This window comes from Erythrobacter sp. SD-21, assembly GCF_000181515.1.
Lineage (GTDB): Bacteria > Pseudomonadota > Alphaproteobacteria > Sphingomonadales > Sphingomonadaceae > Qipengyuania.
In genome coordinates, this window is sequence record NZ_ABCG01000007.1 from 30,606 (window position 1) to 50,780 (window position 20,175).

Sequence of the window (20,175 nt, forward strand, 5' to 3'; positions counted from 1 at the left end):
TCGCCTCTTGATTTCGCTGTAACCTGCCGCATCTCTGTAGGAAAGGCCCGATTGATTTAGGAGTGCCGCCATGACTTTAGCTAACGCGCATGCCCTATTTGTCGGGCTTCAAAAGAACCCGAGCTATCTTGCAAGCCTCGAGATCGAAGATAACGAGCGGCAGCGCCTCTTAAATGCCCGTCAAACCATCCGCACGGCCCTTCGCAATGCAACGCATCGCCTCGAAACAGACAAAAGCTTTTGGCGGCGTGGTTATCTGATCGAGACTGCCAATCGCATCCAGGACGATGTGAAGGTCAAGTTCATGACGCAAGGCAGCTTCGCGTATAAGACGCTGAATGCTCCAGCGCAGCCGGCTTTGCAGGAGATCGATCTTGACGATGGCATGTACGTTCCGGTCCGGTTTCTGAGCGACAATCATCCCGCGCTAGCGGCTGGCGCACTGTTTACCTTCGTTGAAGAAGTACTTCGCCCGGTTTGCCGGGCTAACGGCTGGTCGCTCGACTCCAGCAAGAGCACGTGCGTGCGAATCAGGCTCTGGCGAGGCGCGCATATCGACATCCCGATTTATTCCGTTCCAGAGGAGCGCTTCAGAATCATGAAGGCAGCCATTGAGGAAGCCGCCTTCAGCGCGCGCAACCTAACATTTGACAGCGTTCCTGCGATTCCGAGCGACCGCGTGATGCTGGCCCAGCGCAGCGGAGAATGGGTTCAATCGGATCCCAAACAGCTTCATGACTGGGTTGAAAACCGAGTTGATCGCCACGGCCCTTCATTCCGTCGAATGAGCCGCTTCTTTAAGGGCTGGCGCAATCATGTCTGGGCCGACAGCCCGCTATCCTCAATCTGCCTCATGTGTGCGATCGATGCGGCTCTACTCGAACTCGGTCAGAGCGCAGAAAACCGCGATGATAAGACTATACTCGATGTCGCGCGACTGCTTCCGCCGATTTTTTCAGGCGAGATCAAAAACCCGGTGGTTAAGGCGAGCTGTTTGAACAGCTGGAGCGAGGAAGAGCGCGGAGATGTTCTGGCGGAAACGCGAGCCCTTGCTGCGACAATGGAGGCTGCGCTCGAGCGTACTGGCGACGCCGACCGGGTTATCGAGCATCTGCGCGATGCATTCGGACGACGCATTCCCTACAGGCCAGATATCATTGCGATTGAGAGCGACACGGCTGCAGCTGTACGTGCCGCTCCTGCGGCGACCGTGGCCACACCGCACATTACTAGTTCCGATTCCGGATGAGGTCGCAAGCCGATCGGTGGCGCGCAATTGCAGCTACGCTTGCGAATAAAGGCTTCACCGAACAGCAAGGGGTATCGCCAGAGTTTCGCGGATCGATAAACGTCCATGGCCGTGCGGTCGATATTGAACTGGTTGTTCCAGATTCAAAGTTTGTGAAGCTACCCATTGTTCGGCTTGTCGATCGCAAGCAACTCCCCACTGGCGCATTTGGACATATAAGCCGTGACGACATCGAAGGCACTGTGGTTTGCTTTGCCCCCGCAACAGGCCTGCCACTCGACTTTCACAATCCAGGCGGATCCGTTTTGCGCGTGCTCAGACAGGCCGAGCTTTCGCTGGAGAAGAGTTTTGCCGGGAAAGGCGGCGCCGAAGTTGCGGCCGAGTACCAAGAGTATTGGATAACGAAGGAGCCGCAGTTCCGAGTTCTCGTAAGCCGGGATGGTACTGCTGGGCGACAAGCCGGTTTGCAATACGCGGTCTTCAAACCTGAAACGGGAAGTCCGTTTTTCGCGATCGCTGATACGATCAGTCTACATGACCACGAGGCAACCCGATTGTCTGGAGCCGTTGTATTCCATTTCGATGCCGAGTTGGGACCGACCGCTGATCGAGTGGTACCGAACAGCTACTTGTCTCTTGAGCAATGGTTTCGTGGGCAAACGGCTGTGGTTGCTGATCGCTGGAGCGAATGTGAAAGAGCGCTTCTGTCGGGGAAATTCGTATGCCTCGCAGCAAACAACTGCACTCTCGGCGTCACAGTTGAACTACCGGTTAACATTGCAGTGGCGGTCCGTGCGAAGAAACTGCGATCTTCGAAATTGCAGCCACTTTTAGCCAAACAGAAAACTAAACTCGATATCAAGCGCTCCGGTGGTTATTGGACGGGATTGGCTGAGATCGCTCAACGTAATTTGCACGGGATCAAAACATTGGATGGGAAGGCCATCGCTCTTGTAGGTTGCGGCACGCTTGGAAGCCATCTTGCCAAATTCCTCATCCAGAGTGGCGCGGGCGTCAGTGCCCCCCTTACCCTAGTTGATGGTCAGGTGCTTTCTGCTGGCAATATTGGGCGTCATTATCTCGGTCATTCGCGGATAGGCGAGCCGAAGGCGAGCGCACTGGCTGAGGAGCTAAAATCTTTTCACCCCCAATGCGATATCCGGGCCACGGTTGGCGATGCGCTAGCTCAAACGACGGTGCTGGCTGACGCCAATCTACACGTCGACGCGACAGGTGATTGGAACACGCAATATGCGCTGAATGAACTTTTTTATGAGGACGGCATATCGGCTGATGCCATTTTACATTGCTGGATAAGCGGTAACGGCGCAGCTGTTCAGGCGTTTCTGAATGTCCGCGGCGATAAGTGCTGCTTTCGCTGTCTGAGGCCGTCTATGGACGCAGGGCCGCGTTTCCCAGCTCTCAAACCGGGGGTCGATGCCAACCTGGCCCCTGCGACCTGCGGAGATGGGAACTATATTCCTTACTCCGTTGCTGCGCCTGCCACCGCCGCCGGATTAGCTTGCGACATGGCGATAGGTTGGGCCAACGACAAGCCAGGGGCGCGGCTTCGCACGATCGTACTCGACCACGAACGCGGCATCGAGCGTAAACCAACGTCTCCTTCAGCACACAAAACGTGCCCATCATGCCTCGCGAGGTATGGGTCGTGATCGAGGGCATTCTTGTTGATCATGAAGCTGCAGAAAACATGTTGAAATGTACGCGGCAATATCGCCCTTTAGAAGCTGGGGGGCTGGTACTTGGGCTGCGCAAGGGTCTCTACCTTCATGTGACTGAGATCACCCGTCCATTGCCCTGGGATCGACAGAGTTCGACGCGCTTCCAGCGCTCGCCTAAGGGGCACAGAATAGCTGCGCTTAGGAGGTGGCGTAAATCCGGCGGAAAGATGGACTGGATTGGCGAATGGCACAGCCATCCCGGGTTTTCTCTTAAGCCTTCCTCCATCGATGTACGCAATTGGCAGGGCATCGTTAGGCAGCGCAAGGCAGAGATGATATTCCCCATCTGCGACGGACGAGAAACTACCTTTTACCTTCAGTTTTCGGGTGATCGGGGTAAGGTTTTGCTCCGGCAAGTCGAAAAAGATGAGCTCGGCACTTTCTACCTCACCCCCGCTGCCATCAAGCGTCGTCTGCGCAAAACGGGTAATGAGGCTTATGGTCCAACCGTCGAGTTGCCCTAGCCTAGCGGGCAACCGCAACCACACTTTGCTCTGTTCCTGCAAACGGCCCACCTCTGCACGAGCGTGGCTATGGCACATTGCGAGCCGCAATTGGAATCAAACCACCACAACAACTCGAGATCTTGAGACTAATCGTAGTAACTTCCAAGGACAAACCGAAGTGCACAGCAACGAAAGATGAATCTCCGATCTAAGCGCTAAAGCTGGCAACATGGTCTGGGACGAGACGGCAGCATTCCGTGTCGGGCTCGTCAACAGAAGACAGTCTGCAACCGGCCCAACAAAGGACCCTACAATGGGGTCAGCCCCTGCATAGGCCCTCGTTTTGCTAATCCCCCAGTTGCAGTATTATTTCGATTCCGAGATGCTTGTTGCATCCAGTATTACGCGAACGGTCTCCTCTGGCTGATCCCACATCGGGAAGTGTCCGCTACGCTCGAACCAATGCACCGTCGCTTCAGGGAAGGCTATGGTCGCGCGATATGCCTGCTGCGGTAGACACAACCGATCCTTACGTCCCCAGCCGATGACCACGGGCGCAGTCGTTGCCGCAGCGCCCTCCTGCATTGCGCCGTCGGCGAGGTCCTTCACAAGCGAATTGACGGTGCGCGTATCAGCCAATGACTTCAATTCACGCGCGACGAATGCCGGGTCGAGCGCCCACGGCCTTGCAGAGAGCTGGGCCATGAGCGCGGTCCGTCCTGCGACATTTCCGGTGATAGCAGGAAGAGCCGGTCGCAGCGCGCGAACCAGAGCAACTGATGGCGTTATGGTGGCTTTGAAGAAGGTGCGCTCCCACCCCTGCCAGAAGCCGCCCGGATCCAGTGCGACAACCGCGCCCGCTCGGCCGCGCCGCGCCATCTCGAGCACCAGGCGAGCACCCAGCGAGCTGCCAACCATATCAATACCTGTGAAATTCTCCGCGCCGAGCCATTCGTCGAGACTGCGCGCGAGTCCTTCGAACGTGCCGCTGTCGGCCTCCTCGCTTGTCTGCCCATGGCCGGGCAGGTCGAGGGCAATCACCTCCCTGACTTGAGAAAGCGCAGGCGAGATAGTGTCCCACGAGCCGCAGGTTGCCCCCAGTCCGTGGACAAGGAGAAGGGGTTTTCCGCGCCCCGTGCGCGTGTGGTGCATGGTCATGTAATGGTAACGTCTCGCGCCGACTTATGGGCCCGTGGATGTCTACATTGCCGAAGGTGAAGCCAAGAGCGGACAGTCAGCTACCGGCCCCTTAACGGACCGTCGGCATGCCGATCGTAAGTAGGGTCGTAATGGTCTGCATATCGCTGAAACAACCAATGTTCGCTCCGCTCCAGTCGACGCTCATCCTGATATTGGTCTCGAATTTGGCCAGTTCCGGAACCTTTGGATGAGGCAGCGAGGTGAAACTCATCTCAAGCTCCGGGCATCGGTAGGCAGTCTCTTCGGCGATTGGGCGAATGCGGATTCAAGAAAATGGGGGCGATCCTTCGGATGCCCCGTTCTACCATGTGGTTAGCTGTCGCCGCCTCGCCTGTTCCAACGCCCGCCATGCGGTAAAGCTAGCGAGCAAGCCACGTCGAATATGCGGCGAGCATGACGTAAGCAGCCAGAAGATCCATGCAGCCTGCGCTTCATCGCCGATCCGCCCAATCCGCTGGAGCGGTGAGGCGCTCGGTCCGCATATCTCAACGACGCCGATATTCGCTGCGTTGACCAATTGGTCGTGCGGTATGCGAGCATGGATATTTGCTGCCAGCCCGGACCGGGGCACGTAAGCCAGAAACCGGGATGGCAATGGCATATGCCCAAGTTTGCCTGCTGGCGAGTGCGAAGGCGCTGGAATATGGATCAGCGCCTTGGTTTCGGGGGTGAACAGCTTGCCGATATCAACGCGCATACGGCGCGGATCGTAGCCCGCACCATATCCGTGGGCATGGGCGGCAAACGCTGCATCATTGCGCCAGCGCCGGCTGACTATGAACGCGCCGAACCCGAACGGCGCTGCCGGTTCGTGGTGCAGCGGCGGCAGCGCAAGCGAAAGAACGATCACCCTTTCAGGCAGGTTCGTTGAATAAGGGTATCGCATGGTAAATCCTCGGAACAGCACAGCGGGCGGCTATCTGTGGAGATGCCGCCCGCTGCATGATTGGTTATATTGAGTGGCGGTGAAGGCCGTTCAGCCGAGATCGATGGTCTCGTCCGAGAAGCGAATGCGCAGGATATGCTCGGTGAAGGCTTGCGCCCCATCGTCGCTTGCGATCTTGGCCCAGGCTTCCCACCGGTCGATCCGATGGATCAACCATGCGAACAGGCGGTCGCGCGCGTGCTCGTCGGGGAAGGTCATCGTCCACAGCACGCGGCCAAGCGGAATGTTCGCGCCTTCGGGCGCGCCGATCAGCTTGATCCCGGCTCGCCGCGAAATCCGCTCGCGCACGAACCGGCCCGGCAGACCAATCGCGAACGCCTCGCTGATTTTGAACACCCGCTCGCGCTCTTCAAGGGTCTCTCCGCCATCGAGGCCACGCCAAGGCGCGACTGTCGGGAGACCGATCGGAATGGGGGCTGCGTCACCGCCGCGCGTGCTGGCAAGCGCAACGAGGATTGCCCTTCCCTCCGGGGTCAGGTCACCGGTCAGTCCCTCGGACAGCTGGTGTCCTTCGAGCCAACTTGAGTAGTTCCGGGCGAGGTCCCAGGCGCCGGCGAACAGGTCGTTCACCTGTTCCTCGATATACACCACGCGCCGGTCGATGGCCGCGAGCACCGCAAGCAGGAACTCGGTCATGGCGTTAAATTCGAAGTTCGAGCCGCGTGCCATGCCGAGACGGCTGCACCAAATATACTCGCGCAGCGACGGCCAACGTCGTCCGTGTTCGTCGATGAGATGCGGGTAGCGATCCGGGTCCGCGATACACCAATAGCCGAAGGGCAGCGCCGCGTTGCGGCGCTGCTCATAAGGAATGTCCTGTTCCATGATCAGCGCCCTCCCGGCTTGCCGAGCCGCCGCGGAATCGGGGGCAATACGGGATCGGTGTCGAGAGCGCTGCTACCCTCGATTGCCTTCAACTGGCGCGCCAGCTTGGTGGTCTCCTCGTACATGTAATCGATGCCGCGGTAGACCTCTCCCTCCTCGCGCGCGAGGACCGGCTTAGAGCCAGACGGGACCAGATCACCAGGTTTGTCGGCCGCAAAGCCGAACCACCAGGCGTTGTCTGCTGTCTGGTCATCTGCCGTCGGTGCATCGTGCATATAGGCCCGGGTACCGAGATGCACATGGCAGACCTGCACCGCCTCGTCCTCGTCACGCGAGCACGCCTCGGCATAGTCGATGCCGCCGTGCGGCGTGAGACCGAGCGCTGCAGGAATAGCATCTTCCCGGTATCCGTAGAGCGGGTGTCCGGGCACGACCGCAGCGAAGCCTCCCCACACACCCGACGCCTGGCGCAGAAGAATACAGTCGAGACCAGTCTCGGCATCGCGCCAGGCGATCTTGTCGAACGGCTCGTCCGACCACGGTCCCTGGCCGCTCGGTCGCCGGTCCTTGATGACGTAGAGCTGCTCGGGCCTGACCTCGTGCTCGCCGATCGTGATGCGCTCGGGCAATTTGGCGAGATTGATGTTCTTCGCGGTCGCGACAGTGCGGCCGGTGCTGGATTTCTTCTTGGGCATTTTCAAATTCCTTTGGATACGAAAAAAGCCGCTTGTCCGGGATGGACAGGCGGCTTCAGATTGATCTGCGCTTTCGGCAGACCTTACGTGGCACGATGGTTGGTAATCAGGGCGCGTGCCGACCCCCTTCTCTTGCTTGCTAATTCATCCTTTTCCTCCTCATCTCCGGTTACATGATCCTGCCATTTCAAAAGCAGATTGCGCGTGGTTCAGGCAGCGGCACGGTAGACAACGCCTTTTAGCCCGCTGGCGGCTTTCTGGCCTCTCGCCCACGGGGCAAAAACCCGCCGCGCAAACGCGCTGTTGGGCATTGCTGAAACAGCAGCATCGGCGATTGCCATCACGGTATCGGCCTGATGGCATTCGATGTCGCGGTGAGCGGCAAGATGGCGCACCGCCAATATGGCCGTGGTGAGGACATCGGCCATCACCTGTTCGCGCACTTTCGACCAATCGCCTGCTTCGCATAGCTTGCCTATTTCTTCCGATGGGCTCGGCTTGGAAGGTACGCCCACAGCTGTCGCCAGTTCGGGCAGGTGCACGCTATCCGCTTGCACACAGCTTGCACGGCATAGGTCGAGGCGTGCCTTTGCGTGCGGCGAGCCATCGATCAGCTGGTGCGGCAGCCGGAGATCGTGCGAGGCTGCGGCGCGGCGCAGGACCGCAAGATCGCGCACCTCTCCGCCCCAGGTCGTGGCGATGGCTGCGGGATCGTTCTCGATTGCTGCAAACAGCGCCGCGACCATGGCGCGCTCGTCCATGTCGTCCGCAGTTAGAAGGCATGGACCTTCGATCCGCGGCACGGGTTCGCCGGAGACAAACTCCAGCGACATCCAGCTGATCGCGGCGACCTGGTGGAACGGCCAGCGGATTTTCTCATCTGTCGCTTCTTTGCCCTCGATGCCCGTGTAGGCATCATGGCGGATGCGATCGAACAGGAACTCCAGATCGAACACGATCCAGCGCTTTGAAGTATTGGACCGGCCGTCACGCTTACGTTCGACGAGGACCCGCGCTTCGTGTTCGAGTTGACGGGCCAGGCGGTCGAGATCGCTATCCAGCGATACAATGTTGCTCATGGTAATTTCCTTATGACGCGCGCGATCGGCCCGAGGGTCGAGCGCACGCAGATTTATTTATGGTTTTGAGAAAGCGTCTGTCGCCGCTCAGCGATGCCGTTCGTGCGCGGTGACGGTCCGGGTGGTCATCGCCGGCAGACCGCTGCGATAGCCCCAAGCCTGTTCGTGCTCGACTTTCTCCGGCAGCAGTTCGATCTGCCAGAACGGTCCGTCCGGATTCCACCGATAGCCGCGGGCGCGCAGCAGTTCCTTTTTCGCGAACGGCGCGCGTTCGGCCTGGACCATGACCGTCGGGGTGTCGGCAGCCTCGATCAGGCGCGCGAGATGCGTGCGGATCGGCCCGCCGCCTGGATCGCGTTGGCGGTGTTGCAGGAGCCAGAACAAGGCCCAGACATCTGCCGCTGCCCTATGGGCATCGCTGAACCACCCCGCATGGGCGAGGAGAGCGCTTTGCGAGCGTCCTTCATAACCCAATTTCAGCCAGTCGATTTCGCTGCACGAGCAGGCCCAGGCTTTACCTGCAAGATCAGGGTAGCGACGCTCTATAAAACCAGCGTCGAATTTTGCATTGTGAGCGGCGATCAAGTCAGCGCGATCGAGCAGGCCCCGCGCGACGGTGTCGTTGATTTTCTGGTTCTTCAAATGCTGTGCGCCGAGACCGGTGACCAGCGTAATTTTTGGGTCCAGTTCTTGCCCCGGATCCTGCAGCCAGCTGACGGGGCCGAAATGTCCGATCACCTCACCATTATCACCCACAAAGCAGAGCATGATGGCAAGCTCGATGATGACGTCGGTCTCGGCCGAGAGGCCCGTCGTCTCCGTGTCGACAATGGCAACACATTTTCCATCGGGCACAGGTCCCATGTGCGGCATCGATGGATAGGGTTTCGGCACGCGCCGCAGCACGCGGTAATCGCCATGCGTTGCAAGTTCCTGCGCCAGCGCTTCGGCGTCTGGCGACAGGTGGTCTGTATCGATCATTTGGGTTTCTCCGTTCTGGTGAAACCGGCAAGGCGCGGAGACGCGCTCTTCGCCTCTCCTTTTCCTCTCCCCCTGCCGGTTTCAAACGGCAGGTCCAAAAAAAGTCTTTTCCGGCACGAAGCTGTCAGCGCAGGGTCTGCACCTCTTCCAAGGCGTTGCGACGCCGCCCAAGACCGCTGGCGGTCGCACCCCGAGGAGGAAGGCTGCGCCGAGACGACGTGTGAGCGAAGCGAACTAATCCTTGCAGTACGGAACGTACGAAAAGGCGTTGCAAAGTCATCTGCACGCAAGTGCATATGACTTTGTGGTATTGCGCCTCAAAAAGGGCATGCACTCGTGCGTCCCTTATTGAGGTATTGCGCCTCAAAAAGGGGTTCAATTTTGCACCCCTTATTGTGGTATTGCGCCTCAAATCTAGGACACTTTTTATGCCTGATTAGGTCGTTACTTGCCTTAGTAGCAATATTATTTATAGCAAGCGGATAGCTAGCTCGCGAATTCTGCTCAATTGTCCATCGAAAAGCCGAGTTCCGCGGGTGGGCAGCCGGCAGATGCTCACGGAAAAACCCCTGAGTTCTGCGATTATCTCCAACGCCCAAATTGCATATATAAAGCAACCACCCCTCCGGACAAATTGCGGGGAATTGAGCGTTCGGATCCATCACGTCCCCATTATAGCAAGCGTGCACCGCGCTCGTCGAAAATTCTGCCCTATAGGAAGCAGGACACCCTCCGGACATGGACAGAATGGCAGAATAGTGTGGTTTGCGCGATTATAGCAAGCAAAACAAACTCCTATGGTTGCGGAGCATTCCATCCTAGAATCTATCTGCGGACCTGGTTCGTGCCTCTCAAGCACCGGATCCCGCTGGATATAGGAAACAAGCCCCCCTCCGGACGAGGGCGAAAGAAGATTGAAGATGGCGATGAATGACGACGAAACCGGCCCAAAGCACGGACCGCACGATGACGATTACAAGGAGTCGGCAGGGCTTGAAGACAGCAGCGATACTGTCGCTCACGGCGGTCCCGCCGTGTCGGATTCGCAGGGCGGCCCGCCCCCCATGACCGCTTCCGAACAGCGTGCTCAACGACGTGGCCGGCGCCGGCGGATCGAAGAACTGGCGAAGGCCATGAACATGGATGACGAGGAGACGAAGAGGCTACTCGCACTCATAGCCGAACTCATGCCGGACCCTTCAAGGATGTCGACTGCCGAGCACGTAGGAGATCGGCTCAAGCATGCGCTGGACGATCTCAGGGTCCGTCATCCTAAGCTATTCTTCACGCGCAAGACGCGCTCGCCGCTCGACATAACCGACCGCAGGAGGTTCTTCACCGACAATCCGGACTTCGCTTCATTGCTGGATAACGAAGAAGACATTCTTCGTGCGCTAATCGTGAATGACAGGGCTCGTGCAGGCTATGAACGATGGGTCGATGAGCATGACGCAGTGCGCTCCATGCTTCTGCAAGAGCTAGTCAAGCGGCAGACCCTGGACGAGCAATGGAGGCACCTGCTGCCCAAGCCTATGCTTCCGATCTATTCGATGATTTTTGCTGCAGGCGTCAGGACAAAGGACATTCAGATCAACTCTCGGCTGTTCAACAGGATGCGGGATCTGTTGGTCGAATGGTCCGATGGCAAGGTAGATAGGGAGGAGCTTTCCACCGCAGCAAAAAGGACGGAGGACGAGTTCATCTCAGCTATGAAGGAGGATGAAACTGCCCATGGGTCTGCCGATGACTCCTTTGCCAGCTGCAAGGAAAGACTACGCACCGCGCTGGCGCAGGCTTGCGCCGATGTAGAGAACCTAGAAGCGTCCGAAGAGAAATATTCGATGGTCGCTGAGGCCCGGCGACGGGTTGATCACCTGACCCGGGCGGTCGATTTTGATGCCGGCTTGGACGTTATGGGACGGCTGGTTTTTGCATCGGTCGACTCGTGGATTCACGCGGGGGCGCCGCGCGGTCATGGTGCAAACCTCTGCGAGGAACATGATGTCAGCAGGGCACCAGCGGACCATAATCGCGACAGCGAGTTCGATAGCAGCACCGAAAACAAGACGGAGAAACAACGAGACGAGACTTTACCGCCGGTAGACCCGAAGACCGTGGCTTTCGACCCTGCCACGCTGGATCAAAGGCCATCGGAAAACTTCAAGCTTCGCCGCATTTCCGCCGATCTCCCAAGGTCGACAGGTCTTTCAAGGTCGACATTCGATAAGCCTTTCACAATGTGGCGCCCAACTATCGATCCAGACCCATTCTGTTTCATGGGCTTCCGCCTTCACCCGGACCTGACTGCACGCGAAGGGAAAGAAGGTCCGATCGAACCTGTGGACCTGAGCCGGATGGAGATCGGCGAAGGACAGTGGAAAGCGGCGACGCTGACTGGCCCGTCAAAGGTTCTGGGACTTTCCCATCCGCTGATGCTTCCACCGCATTCGCGCCTTTCCTGGTATGGGGAAGCGCTGGGTTGGCCAGAGGACGATATTCGCACACTGAAAGCCTTTGGTTCCCCGGCTAGACCCGACACAGTGATCCCCGAAGGCGACGCCGTCATGCTTGCAGATGCTATGCGCGGCGTAGCTGATTTGCGACTTGCCGAACTGGCACGCGAAGTGCCAAACCACTTCCTTTCGCAAGCCGAGCGCGGCGCTGCGCGGCGGCGGGAAGCAGCCGAGGATTTGGCCCGCTACTGGATCTTCGTGCTGCTTGCGCGGCATCATCAAGACGGCTTCGACAGTCTGTTTGATGACGGTTTCTTCCACGGAATCCACGGACCAGACTTCGTAGTTGATGCGTCTGGTCAAGCCAATTTCGGCTCGATCGACAAGTGCAGCCATATCGGAATCTGGTCTCCGAAAATTGTACGTTCAATGCCTGATTTTACCCCTTCATCGCCATTCGTTGGCTATATCGGAGCGGGTGTAATTTCCGGAATCCGGCGTCCGAGGGTGTAGTGTGCGGCCTGAAACTCGGCTTCCCGCAGATCCGATCTGCCCAATAGGGACCGCGTCCTCAATGATTGGAGGGCTTGAGTTAGACCGTTGTGTCGGCACTCCACCTGCAACTGAAACGGCCCGACGGTTGGCCCAATCTCGCGAAATCAATCATCTCTGAAACCCGTAGCCACTCCAGATTCATTGGTCGGTCAGGAGGCTTAGATATGGACTATGATCTGGCAGTAATCGGGACCGGAACAGCGGCGATGGTATGCGCGATGCGTGTAGCGAAAGCCGGTAAAAGCGTTGCGGTTATCGATGAGAAACCCTTTGGTGGGACTTGCGCACTCAGAGGTTGTGACCCCAAAAAAATGTTAGTGGCCGGTGTGGAAGTGATCGACGCGCAGCAACGGATGGCTCCCCACGGAGTTGCAGGAGAAGCCCGAATAGACTGGCCCGAACTTATCGATTTCAAGCGCAGCTTCACTGATCCGGTGCCGGAAAAGCATGAGCAGCGATACAAAGAGGCTGGCATCGCCACGTTGCATGGCACCGCAAGCTTTTCCGGCTCCAATCGGCTGCGCGTTGGCGAGCGAGAATTGACCGCCAGCAATTTTCTCATCGCCACGGGGGCCAAGCCAAGGCGTCTCGACATTCCGGGCGAAGAACACCTCGTCGATAACGAGGACTTCCTCTCGCTGGCGGTCTTACCAAAGCGAATTGTCCTTGTCGGCGGCGGCTACATCGCGGCCGAGTTCGCCCATATCGCTGCCCGCGCAGGGGCAAAGGTTACCGTGGTGCAGCGTGGGCCCCGAATGTTGACCGGCTTCGAGCCGGAGCTGGTGGACTGGCTGATGGAAGCCTTCGACCGGATCGGAGTTTGTGTGGAGACCGATTTGGACGTGACTGCGATAGATCAGCGAGGTGACGACTATGTCGTTCACGCCGAAGGTGACGGCAGGGCAATGCAATTCGATGCCGATCTCGTCGTTCATGCTGCAGGGCGGGTTCCTGCCCTCGATCAACTCGATCTCAAGGCAGCGGGAATAGCTACCGAGAATGGCAGGCTTAGCCTGAACGACTTCCTGCAAAGCGAAAGCAATACGGCAGTCTATGCGGCAGGCGATGCTGCTTCCAACGGGCCGCCGCTTACCCCGGTATCGAGCCACGATGCGAAGGTGGTTGCGGCCAACCTTATCGAGGGCAATCACAAGAAGCCCGACTACATCGGGGTGCCAAGCGTCGCTTTCACGCTTCCTCCCCTCGCTCGCGTAGGGTTGAGCGAAGAGGAGGCGAAAAAGGCGGGCCGAAGCTTTGAGGTTAAGTGCGGTCGCGCCTCGGATTGGTATACCGCAAGACGGGTCGACGAACCCGTTTATGGCTACAAGACATTGGTCGAAGGCGATTCGGGTAAAATCCTCGGCGCCCATCTTGTCGGGCCGCATGCGGAAGAGGTGATCAACATCTTCGGCCTGGCGATCCGGCATGGGCTGACGGTGAAGGATCTTAAGACTACCATGTTCGCATATCCGACGGGCGCATCGGACATCGGCTATATGCTCTAGCGGACTGGCTCCTCCAGCATATCGATCACTGCACAGTCGCTCACATGCGAACCGGAACATCGGTCGACGGTGGAGGCCAGCAGCTCCTCGAGCCGCTTGAGGTCTTTTATCTTCCGGCGCACGTCTTCGAGGTGGTGCACCGCGATATCGCGCACTTCGTCACAACAAGCGTCTTCCGGGCCGCCCATATCGAGCAGCGCGCGAACTTCTTGGGGTGAGAATCCCAATTCTCGTGCTCGCTTGATGAACTTGAGCGATCGCAGATGCCTGTCGCCGAACACCCTGTGTCCGCCTTCGGTCCGCCCAGATGTTTCAAGCAAGCCGACCTTCTCGAAGTAGCGGATGGTTTCGATATGCACCCCGGTTTTTCGAGCGAGTTCGCCGATCGACCAATTTGCCATGTCGAATTTCCTTGATCCTGTAGTAGCTACAGGTGGCAATAGGCCATGGATCAACGGAGTTCAAACGTGACCGACCGAGTTTTTGATGAAATTGAAGCGGCGCAACCGGGCGAGCGCGTTCTCGCTGTGAGCAGTGCCTTCACCGGTCTGGCCGCATTGATTTCGGGCGCGGCCTGCTGCGTTTTGCCTTTGGCACTGGCAGCCTTCGGAATCGGGTCGGGGGCTTTAGGCTTTCTCGTCCCCTACCATTGGCCGCTGACCATCGCCGCCCTTATCATCCTCACGCTCGCCTGGGTGTTTCACTTACGAATATCGCGCAGCTGCGCGATGGATAATTGCGAAGCCTCATCGCGGATCAAAACGACTAGGATCGTCCTGATTGCTGCGACGGTTGTTATCTTGATTTCGGCCTCATGGGAATTGTTCGAACAACCGCTGATGCGGTGGATTGGAGGCACCTGATGCAGATCTGTTCGACCATTACCTGTCCCGAGTGCGGTCGGTCCACGACAGAGAGCATGCCGACAAATGCGTGCTGGTTTTTCTACACCTGTCCGCACTGCCAAGTACGCTTGAAACCGCTTGAGGGCGATTGTTGCGTGTTCTGCTCGTTTGGTGATGTACCATGCCCGCCGATCCAAGAGGCCCGAGAAGAGGGGCGCGAATCTTCCTGTTGCGGATAGCAAAGCCGATATTGTGTACCGTTACCGTTCAATTCGGTGGGCTACGGAGCGCGATGCCAGACCAAGCGCGATGAGAGGGACAACGATCCACATTACGATCGGCACTATGCCGATACCGAGAAGGGTGGGCATTCTCGCAGAATATCTCCACCCCCAAGCTGCGCCCGTTGCGAAGTGCTCCACCACCAGCGTGATGACCAATCCTGTCACAAGGAAGGCGATGACCGGCTTTCGGTTACGGCTACTTAGCCAATGGCGATCGTTCACGGTCCATGATGCAACGAAATAGGCAAATACCATAATGCCCGCGTCACCGAGTGAAGCGAGGCTGCAATTGATGGTTGTTTCCCATGCTGAGAGACGGCCCATCGCATAGAACGGCATCTGCAGCATTTCCCAGAGGAACGCGATCAGGTAGCCGTGAATCGCCAGCCAGGTTTCGGGTCTATCGAGTTTCTTCACCGCTTTCATCAGGCGGGCTGTTCTGCGACGCCGTCGCTGGTCGATAATCGCAGACCGCGCAGTCGCAGCGCATTGGCAATCACCGAGACTGACGACAGGCTCATCGCTGCTGCCGCGATCATCGGGTTCAGCAATAGCCCGAAAGCCGGGAACAGCACCCCTGCGGCGACCGGGATGCCAAGCGTGTTGTAGGCAAAGGCGAAAAACAGGTTTTGCCGAATGTTGCGCATCGTCGCCCTTGACAGGACGATAGCTTGCACCACGCCGGTCAGATCGCCGCGCACCAGCGTTACGCCGGCACTTTCGATCGCGACATCGGTGCCGGTTCCCATGGCAATACCGACATCGGCCGCTGCGAGCGCTGGGGCATCGTTGATACCGTCGCCTGCCATGGCGACCCGGCGTCCTTCGGATTTCAGCCTCTCGACCTCGCGGTGCTTGTCTTCGGGCGAGACGTTGGCGTGAACCTCGTCAATGCCCATTTCCTGCGCGACCGCTTCGGCAGTTCCGCGGCTGTCACCGGTCAGCATGACCACGCGAATGTCGCGCGCGTGCAAGGCCGCGATGGCGTTTGCGCTGGTGGGTTTGATCGGGTCCGCCACGGCAATCAGACCAGCGGGCTTCCCGGCAAAAGCGACGAACATTACCGTCTGCCCCTTCGTCCGTCCGGCTTCGGCCGTACCCAGCCAGCTTTCGTCGCTGATCCCGACCCGGCGCATCATCTTTTCGTTCCCGATCGCGACCCGGCGACCGTTCACGTCCGCTTCGACACCCTCGCCCGTGGTCGAGGCAAGATCGGTCGCGTCTGCTGGCGACACCCCTCGTGACCGCGCGCCCTCGACTATCGCATGAGCCAAAGGATGCTCGCTACCCATCTCGACCCCGGCGACCGCGGCAAGAAACTCGGCTTCGTCGATGCCCTCGACAGGATTCACCGCCACCAGATCGGGCTTGCCCATCGTCAAGGTGCCGGTCTTGTCGACTACCAGCGTATCAATCTTCTCCAGCGTCTCCAGTGCTTCGGCATTGCGGATCAGGATCCCGTGCTGCGCGCCCTTACCCGTCCCGGTCATCACCGACATCGGCGTCGCAAGACCCAATGCGCACGGACACGCGATAATCAGGACCGCGATCGCGTTGACCAGTGCATAGGTTAGTGCGGGAGCGGGACCCCATATCGCCCAGACGGCAAATGTGACGACGGCGACCATCACCACGGCGGGCACGAACCAGCCTGCGACTTGATCGGCCAAACGCTGTATCGGTGCGCGGCTACGCTGCGCCTCGGCCACCATCTGGACGATTTTGGACAGCATGGTGTCCTTGCCCACGTTGGTCGCCCGCATGATGAACCCGCCGGTCTGGTTGACCGTCCCGCCGATCACCGTGTCGCCAGCGCCCTTCTTCACCGGAAGCGGTTCCCCGCTGACCATTGATTCGTCGATCGCGCTCGACCCTTCCTCGATCTCTCCATCCACGGGAACCTTATCTCCGGGGCGAACACGCAGTCGGTCGCCGGACTCTAGCTCGTCGAGCGGCACCTCCCGCTCGTCACCGCTCCCGAAGATTTTCACGGCTGACGGCGGTGCCAACTCGAGCAGAGCTCGCAATGCGCTCGACGTCGAACCGCGAGCTTTCAGTTCCAATACCTGGCCCAGCAAGACCAGCACGGTGATGACCGCTGCCGCTTCGTAATAAACACCCACCCGTCCGGAATGATCACGGAAGGCCGGCGGAAAGAGCTCGGGCATCGCGGTCGCCACCAGGCTGAACAGATAAGCGATCCCGACGCCGATACCGATCAGTGTGAACATGTTGAGGTTGCGTGTTTTCAGCGACTCCCACGCGCGGACAAAGAATGGCCAGCCGCCCCACAACACCACCGGAGTGGCGAGCACGAACTGCGCCCATTGCGCCCGGGCAGGTTCGATCAACTGATCGAAACTGAGCCATGGGATCATGTCGCTCATCGCATAGACAAAGAGCGGCAGCGTAAGCAGCGCGCTCCACCAGAAGCGGCGGCGCATATCGACAAGCTCGGGATCGGGCCCGTCATCCAATGACACCGTTTCCGGTTCCAAAGCCATGCCACAGATCGGGCAGGAGCCCGGGCCAGTTTGGCGGATCTCGGGATGCATCGGACAGGTGTAGATCGTGCCCTCGGGCATATCCTCGACGACGTTCAGGTGCTCGCCCGACAAGTACAGTTCGGGATCTGCACGAAACTTATCGTGGCAGCGCGATGAGCAGAAATAATGCTGGGCATTGTCGTGCTCGGCGCGGTGCTCGGCGCCCTCGATCGTGACACTCATCCCGCAAACGGGATCGATCGCGACACCGTCGGCCCCGGGGGGCGCCTTGGCGGGCTCGCAGCAGTTTTCGTGATCAGTCATGTGCGTCTCCCAACCAGTGCCCCATCAGCCGGCGCAGCGGAACGAGCAGCGCCGCGGCCCAAAAACCGTAAATCAGGCACCACAGGAGGCCAGCTAGAATGCCGCCGAGAGTCAGCCACTCGAACCCCGGAAGCCAGGGCGACCAGGCGCGGTGCATCTCGAACCCTGCGGGCAGCATCAGGCCGTAAATGATGCAGGCGGCCAGGCTGAGCATCAGAAACACCGAGAAAGTCGAGCCCCAGATCAGGATGGTTCGGGATATGGAGAGGGGGGTCATGACTGGCTCCTTGCCACGGCTTACGAGCGGAAATGGTTGGCGCGTTCCACCAGTTGCCGCATCTGGGTTGCAGCATGGATGGTGAGCGGATGCTGCGTTGCATCGGGACGCGGCGTGATGAGATCCGCCATTTCGGCAACCCGCTCGAGCTGGGCATCGTCAGCCTCGGACAACAGGCTGAGGACGATGTTTTCCAAAGCGATCACCCGGATGCGTAGCTGGATCATTTCGGCATCCGACAGGACGGGGACATCTCCGTCCACGCATGCTGCGGCTAAAGCTTCCTGCGGGCCGCAGGGCAATGCTCCGCCCTCATCCTCCCACCGTGAAACTGCGCTTTTTTTCTTGTCGTGTGCCATGTCTATAGCTCCTGATGAAATTACCGTTCTCTGCCTGCGTGATGCGGGGCGGCAAACACCGCCTCTGCGCGCCTATCGCGACGCGGACGAGAACATGTTCTCGAGCTCCTCGCGCAGGGCCAGCACTCCCTCATCCTCGTCCGCTTCCGGTTTGCCCACCGCGGGCTTGTCATCGATCCACGTTCCGCTCTCGATCGTATCGAGCAGAAAGCCCGCGAGATCGGCGTGGCGGCAGCGGAAACAGTCGGAGGGCAATTTTCGCGTCTGCGCCTGCGCCGCTCCGCTATAGGGAAGATCGATGAGCCATCCGGGTCTGACGGCTGTCCACCGGACGCCCCGCTCGGCTTCGAGCATGCGCTCCATGATCCGTATCTGGTCGAGGATGTTCGTCAAGGCCGGAACGACGGTCAGCTGGAACCAGGAGGGAACGCTTGGCTGATGATCTACGAAAGCGGCGGAGATAACGGCGATCCGGTCGACATCCGCCTGGCCCATCGCTTCAACGATGCGGCGTGTCCCCTCGGAGTAGAGCGGAGGCGGGTCAATCGCGGTCGACGGCGCGAACGAGACGCCGAGAGTGGAAATGACCGCATCGCAACCCTTGATCGGATCGGTCAAATCGTCTTCGAGCACGTCGCATCGCATATAATCGACACCTGCGATCCGATCGGCCTGCTCCGGCAGGTGATGTTCGAGACCGCGCACACGGTGACCTTTACGCACCGCGCGTTCGAGCAGCAGCGATCCGGTTTTCCCGCCTGCGCCGAAGACGGCAAGGGTTAGATTATCGGTCAATAGTCACCTTCCTCTATCGGGCATCTGGAGGGCGGGAGCCCCGCGCAAGGGAGTTATCGCGCGCGAGGCTCCGGTGTTCTGTCGTTACTGGTAGCAGATATTGTAGCCGCGATAGCCCAGTTCGTCTTCCGCAGCCGGGGGAACCACGATCATCTCCTGCGTTTGCAGGCCTGCATTGCCTTGGTCGTCAAGCATTCGCGTGGTGACCACGAGATCGCCGCTCGTGAAACGATCCGCACCATCAGCGCCGACCGGGATCAATTTGCCGTTGAGCTTGATAAAGCCTCGGGTTCCCGTTTCGTAAACGAACACGGGATAGCCGATCTCCGTCAGGCGGAAGACGCAGCGTCCCTTCGTGCCGCCGATCGCGGCGACATCGGCATCGCTCATCGTTTCGGGCTTCACGATTGCCGTGGCGACGTTCTGCAAGGCGCTGGAAGCAGGTTCGATCGCGGACGCTTTCGCCGGCGGATCGAGCTGCGCTTCGCGATCATTGCCGATGGCGGTGTTTTCGTTGCACCCGGCCAGCGTCACAGCCAAACCGGCGATAAGGAAAAAATTCGTCTTCATTGCACGGCTCCTTCGGGTGTTTCGGCTGGGGTCGGCTGCGTGGCAGCGGCAGAAGGAGCATCGATTCCCTCCGGCAGACGCTTCTCGGTGCGCACGCCGTTGGCTTCGATATCGGCGATCAGATATTTCATCTGCGCGATCTCGCGGCGCTGGGCGAGAATGATGTCATGCGCCAGCTTGCGCACCCGCGGGTCGCGGATATGCGCCCGCTCGCTGGTCATGATCGCGATCGAGTGGTGCGGGATCATCGCCGCCATGTATTCCTCGTCGTCGATCGTCGTCTGGCTGCGGACCAGCCACAGCGCGAGCGCGAAGACCACCGCGGCCACCCCGAGGATCATGAAATTCTTGGTCCGGTCCTTATACATACCCCACATGAAGAGCAGCATGACGACCATCATCACTGCGCCCATTACGAACATCATCCAAAAGCGCGTCTCGCTCCAGAAGAGGTGATCGGCATCGAAGGTGTTGGCATACATCAGGAAGAACATGAGGACGGTAGAGGTCGAGACCATCGCCATGAAGCGCCAGTAATTGCCGCCCCCTCCATCGTGGT

General features: G+C 59.1%; 21 protein-coding genes. 7 read left to right on the forward strand and 14 right to left on the reverse strand.

Annotated features, from left to right (window positions below; translation table 11 throughout):
- The first annotated feature begins 70 nt into the window (after nt 1-70).
- The 3 genes from ED21_RS11515 to ED21_RS15185 are packed head-to-tail and all read left to right on the forward strand — an operon-like array spanning nt 71 to nt 3,455.
- Nucleotides 71-1,249, forward strand: a complete 1,179-nt coding sequence (locus tag ED21_RS11515; RefSeq protein WP_006834080.1) for a cyclic GMP-AMP synthase DncV-like nucleotidyltransferase — start codon at nt 71-73, stop codon at nt 1,247-1,249.
- Nucleotides 1,246-2,922, forward strand: coding sequence for an E2/UBC family protein (locus ED21_RS15180; RefSeq protein WP_083800448.1), 1,677 nt, complete (start codon nt 1,246-1,248; stop codon nt 2,920-2,922). Before ED21_RS11515 ends, ED21_RS15180 begins: the two co-directional genes overlap by 4 nt.
- On the forward strand, nt 2,919-3,455 hold the full coding sequence (locus ED21_RS15185; RefSeq protein ID WP_198005856.1) for a Mov34/MPN/PAD-1 family protein: 537 nt from the start codon (nt 2,919-2,921) through the stop codon (nt 3,453-3,455). Before ED21_RS15180 ends, ED21_RS15185 begins: the two co-directional genes overlap by 4 nt.
- A gap of 348 nt (nt 3,456-3,803) precedes the next feature.
- Here the strand turns inward: ED21_RS15185 and ED21_RS11530 are convergent, their stop codons facing one another.
- The 6 genes from ED21_RS11530 to ED21_RS11555 all read right to left on the reverse strand — a co-directional run bounded on the left by ED21_RS11530 (nt 3,804) and on the right by ED21_RS11555 (nt 9,163).
- A complete protein-coding gene (locus ED21_RS11530; protein WP_034922501.1) occupies nt 3,804-4,595 on the reverse strand; it encodes an alpha/beta fold hydrolase in 792 nt (263 codons plus the stop codon).
- Between the two features lie 343 nt (nt 4,596-4,938).
- A complete protein-coding gene (locus tag ED21_RS15455; RefSeq protein ID WP_156787453.1) occupies nt 4,939-5,523 on the reverse strand; it encodes a hypothetical protein in 585 nt (194 codons plus the stop codon).
- 90 nt (nt 5,524-5,613) lie between these two features.
- A complete protein-coding gene (locus ED21_RS11540) occupies nt 5,614-6,408 on the reverse strand; it encodes a hypothetical protein (protein ID WP_006834086.1) in 795 nt (264 codons plus the stop codon).
- Between the two features lie 2 nt (nt 6,409-6,410).
- Nucleotides 6,411-7,103, reverse strand: a complete 693-nt coding sequence (locus ED21_RS11545) for a hypothetical protein (protein WP_006834087.1) — start codon at nt 7,101-7,103, stop codon at nt 6,411-6,413.
- Nucleotides 7,104-7,312: 209 nt separating this feature from the next.
- Entirely contained in the window at nt 7,313-8,182 is an 870-nt protein-coding gene (locus ED21_RS11550; protein ID WP_006834088.1) for a DNA polymerase III subunit epsilon, read from the reverse strand.
- An 87-nt stretch (nt 8,183-8,269) separates the two neighbouring features.
- Complete coding sequence (locus ED21_RS11555) at nt 8,270-9,163, reverse strand: 3'-5' exonuclease (RefSeq protein WP_006834089.1); 894 nt, start codon at nt 9,161-9,163, stop codon at nt 8,270-8,272.
- A 920-nt stretch (nt 9,164-10,083) separates the two neighbouring features.
- On the opposite strand from ED21_RS11555, the gene ED21_RS11560 reads away from it, so the two are divergent.
- Nucleotides 10,084-12,129 (forward strand): hypothetical protein, encoded by a 2,046-nt coding sequence (locus ED21_RS11560; RefSeq protein ID WP_006834090.1) that lies wholly within the window; start codon nt 10,084-10,086, stop codon nt 12,127-12,129.
- A 206-nt stretch (nt 12,130-12,335) separates the two neighbouring features.
- Complete coding sequence (locus ED21_RS11565) at nt 12,336-13,676, forward strand: NAD(P)/FAD-dependent oxidoreductase (protein WP_034922504.1); 1,341 nt, start codon at nt 12,336-12,338, stop codon at nt 13,674-13,676.
- Here the strand turns inward: ED21_RS11565 and ED21_RS11570 are convergent.
- Nucleotides 13,673-14,077 carry a helix-turn-helix domain-containing protein gene (locus tag ED21_RS11570; RefSeq protein WP_006834092.1) on the reverse strand — a complete coding sequence of 135 codons (405 nt, stop codon included), beginning with the start codon at nt 14,075-14,077 and terminating at the stop codon, nt 13,673-13,675. The two genes, ED21_RS11565 and ED21_RS11570, sit on opposite strands and share 4 nt — an antisense overlap.
- A gap of 66 nt (nt 14,078-14,143) precedes the next feature.
- Between ED21_RS11570 and ED21_RS11575 the strand changes: the two genes are divergently transcribed.
- Both ED21_RS11575 and ED21_RS15950 read left to right on the forward strand, forming a co-directional pair.
- A complete protein-coding gene (locus ED21_RS11575; RefSeq protein WP_156787454.1) occupies nt 14,144-14,539 on the forward strand; it encodes a hypothetical protein in 396 nt (131 codons plus the stop codon).
- Nucleotides 14,539-14,760, forward strand: a complete 222-nt coding sequence (locus tag ED21_RS15950; protein ID WP_083800450.1) for a GDCCVxC domain-containing (seleno)protein — start codon at nt 14,539-14,541, stop codon at nt 14,758-14,760. The genes ED21_RS11575 and ED21_RS15950 overlap by 1 nt, the downstream gene beginning before the upstream one ends.
- Before the next feature lie 21 nt (nt 14,761-14,781).
- On the opposite strand, the gene ED21_RS11580 is transcribed toward ED21_RS15950, so the two are convergent.
- From ED21_RS11580 to ED21_RS11610, 7 genes are all read right to left on the reverse strand, one after another.
- Nucleotides 14,782-15,231: a hypothetical protein gene (locus tag ED21_RS11580; RefSeq protein WP_006834094.1), complete on the reverse strand. Its 450-nt coding sequence runs from the start codon at nt 15,229-15,231 to the stop codon at nt 14,782-14,784.
- The gene (locus tag ED21_RS11585; RefSeq protein ID WP_006834095.1) at nt 15,231-17,615 is read right to left on the reverse strand and encodes a heavy metal translocating P-type ATPase; all 2,385 of its coding nucleotides are present in this window, start codon (nt 17,613-17,615) and stop codon (nt 15,231-15,233) included. The genes ED21_RS11580 and ED21_RS11585 overlap by 1 nt, the downstream gene beginning before the upstream one ends.
- The gene (locus ED21_RS11590; protein WP_006834096.1) at nt 17,608-17,892 is read right to left on the reverse strand and encodes a hypothetical protein; all 285 of its coding nucleotides are present in this window, start codon (nt 17,890-17,892) and stop codon (nt 17,608-17,610) included. Before ED21_RS11590 ends, ED21_RS11585 begins: the two co-directional genes overlap by 8 nt.
- 20 nt (nt 17,893-17,912) lie before the next feature.
- On the reverse strand, nt 17,913-18,251 hold the full coding sequence (locus tag ED21_RS11595) for a hypothetical protein (RefSeq protein ID WP_034922514.1): 339 nt from the start codon (nt 18,249-18,251) through the stop codon (nt 17,913-17,915).
- 72 nt (nt 18,252-18,323) lie between these two features.
- Complete coding sequence (locus tag ED21_RS11600) at nt 18,324-19,046, reverse strand: NAD(P)-dependent oxidoreductase (protein ID WP_006834098.1); 723 nt, start codon at nt 19,044-19,046, stop codon at nt 18,324-18,326.
- 84 nt (nt 19,047-19,130) lie between these two features.
- Nucleotides 19,131-19,616: a DUF6692 family protein gene (locus tag ED21_RS11605; RefSeq protein ID WP_006834099.1), complete on the reverse strand. Its 486-nt coding sequence runs from the start codon at nt 19,614-19,616 to the stop codon at nt 19,131-19,133.
- Nucleotides 19,613-20,134: a DUF305 domain-containing protein gene (locus tag ED21_RS11610; RefSeq protein ID WP_050784774.1), complete on the reverse strand. Its 522-nt coding sequence runs from the start codon at nt 20,132-20,134 to the stop codon at nt 19,613-19,615. Before ED21_RS11610 ends, ED21_RS11605 begins: the two co-directional genes overlap by 4 nt.
- Nucleotides 20,135-20,175: the final 41 nt, after the last annotated feature.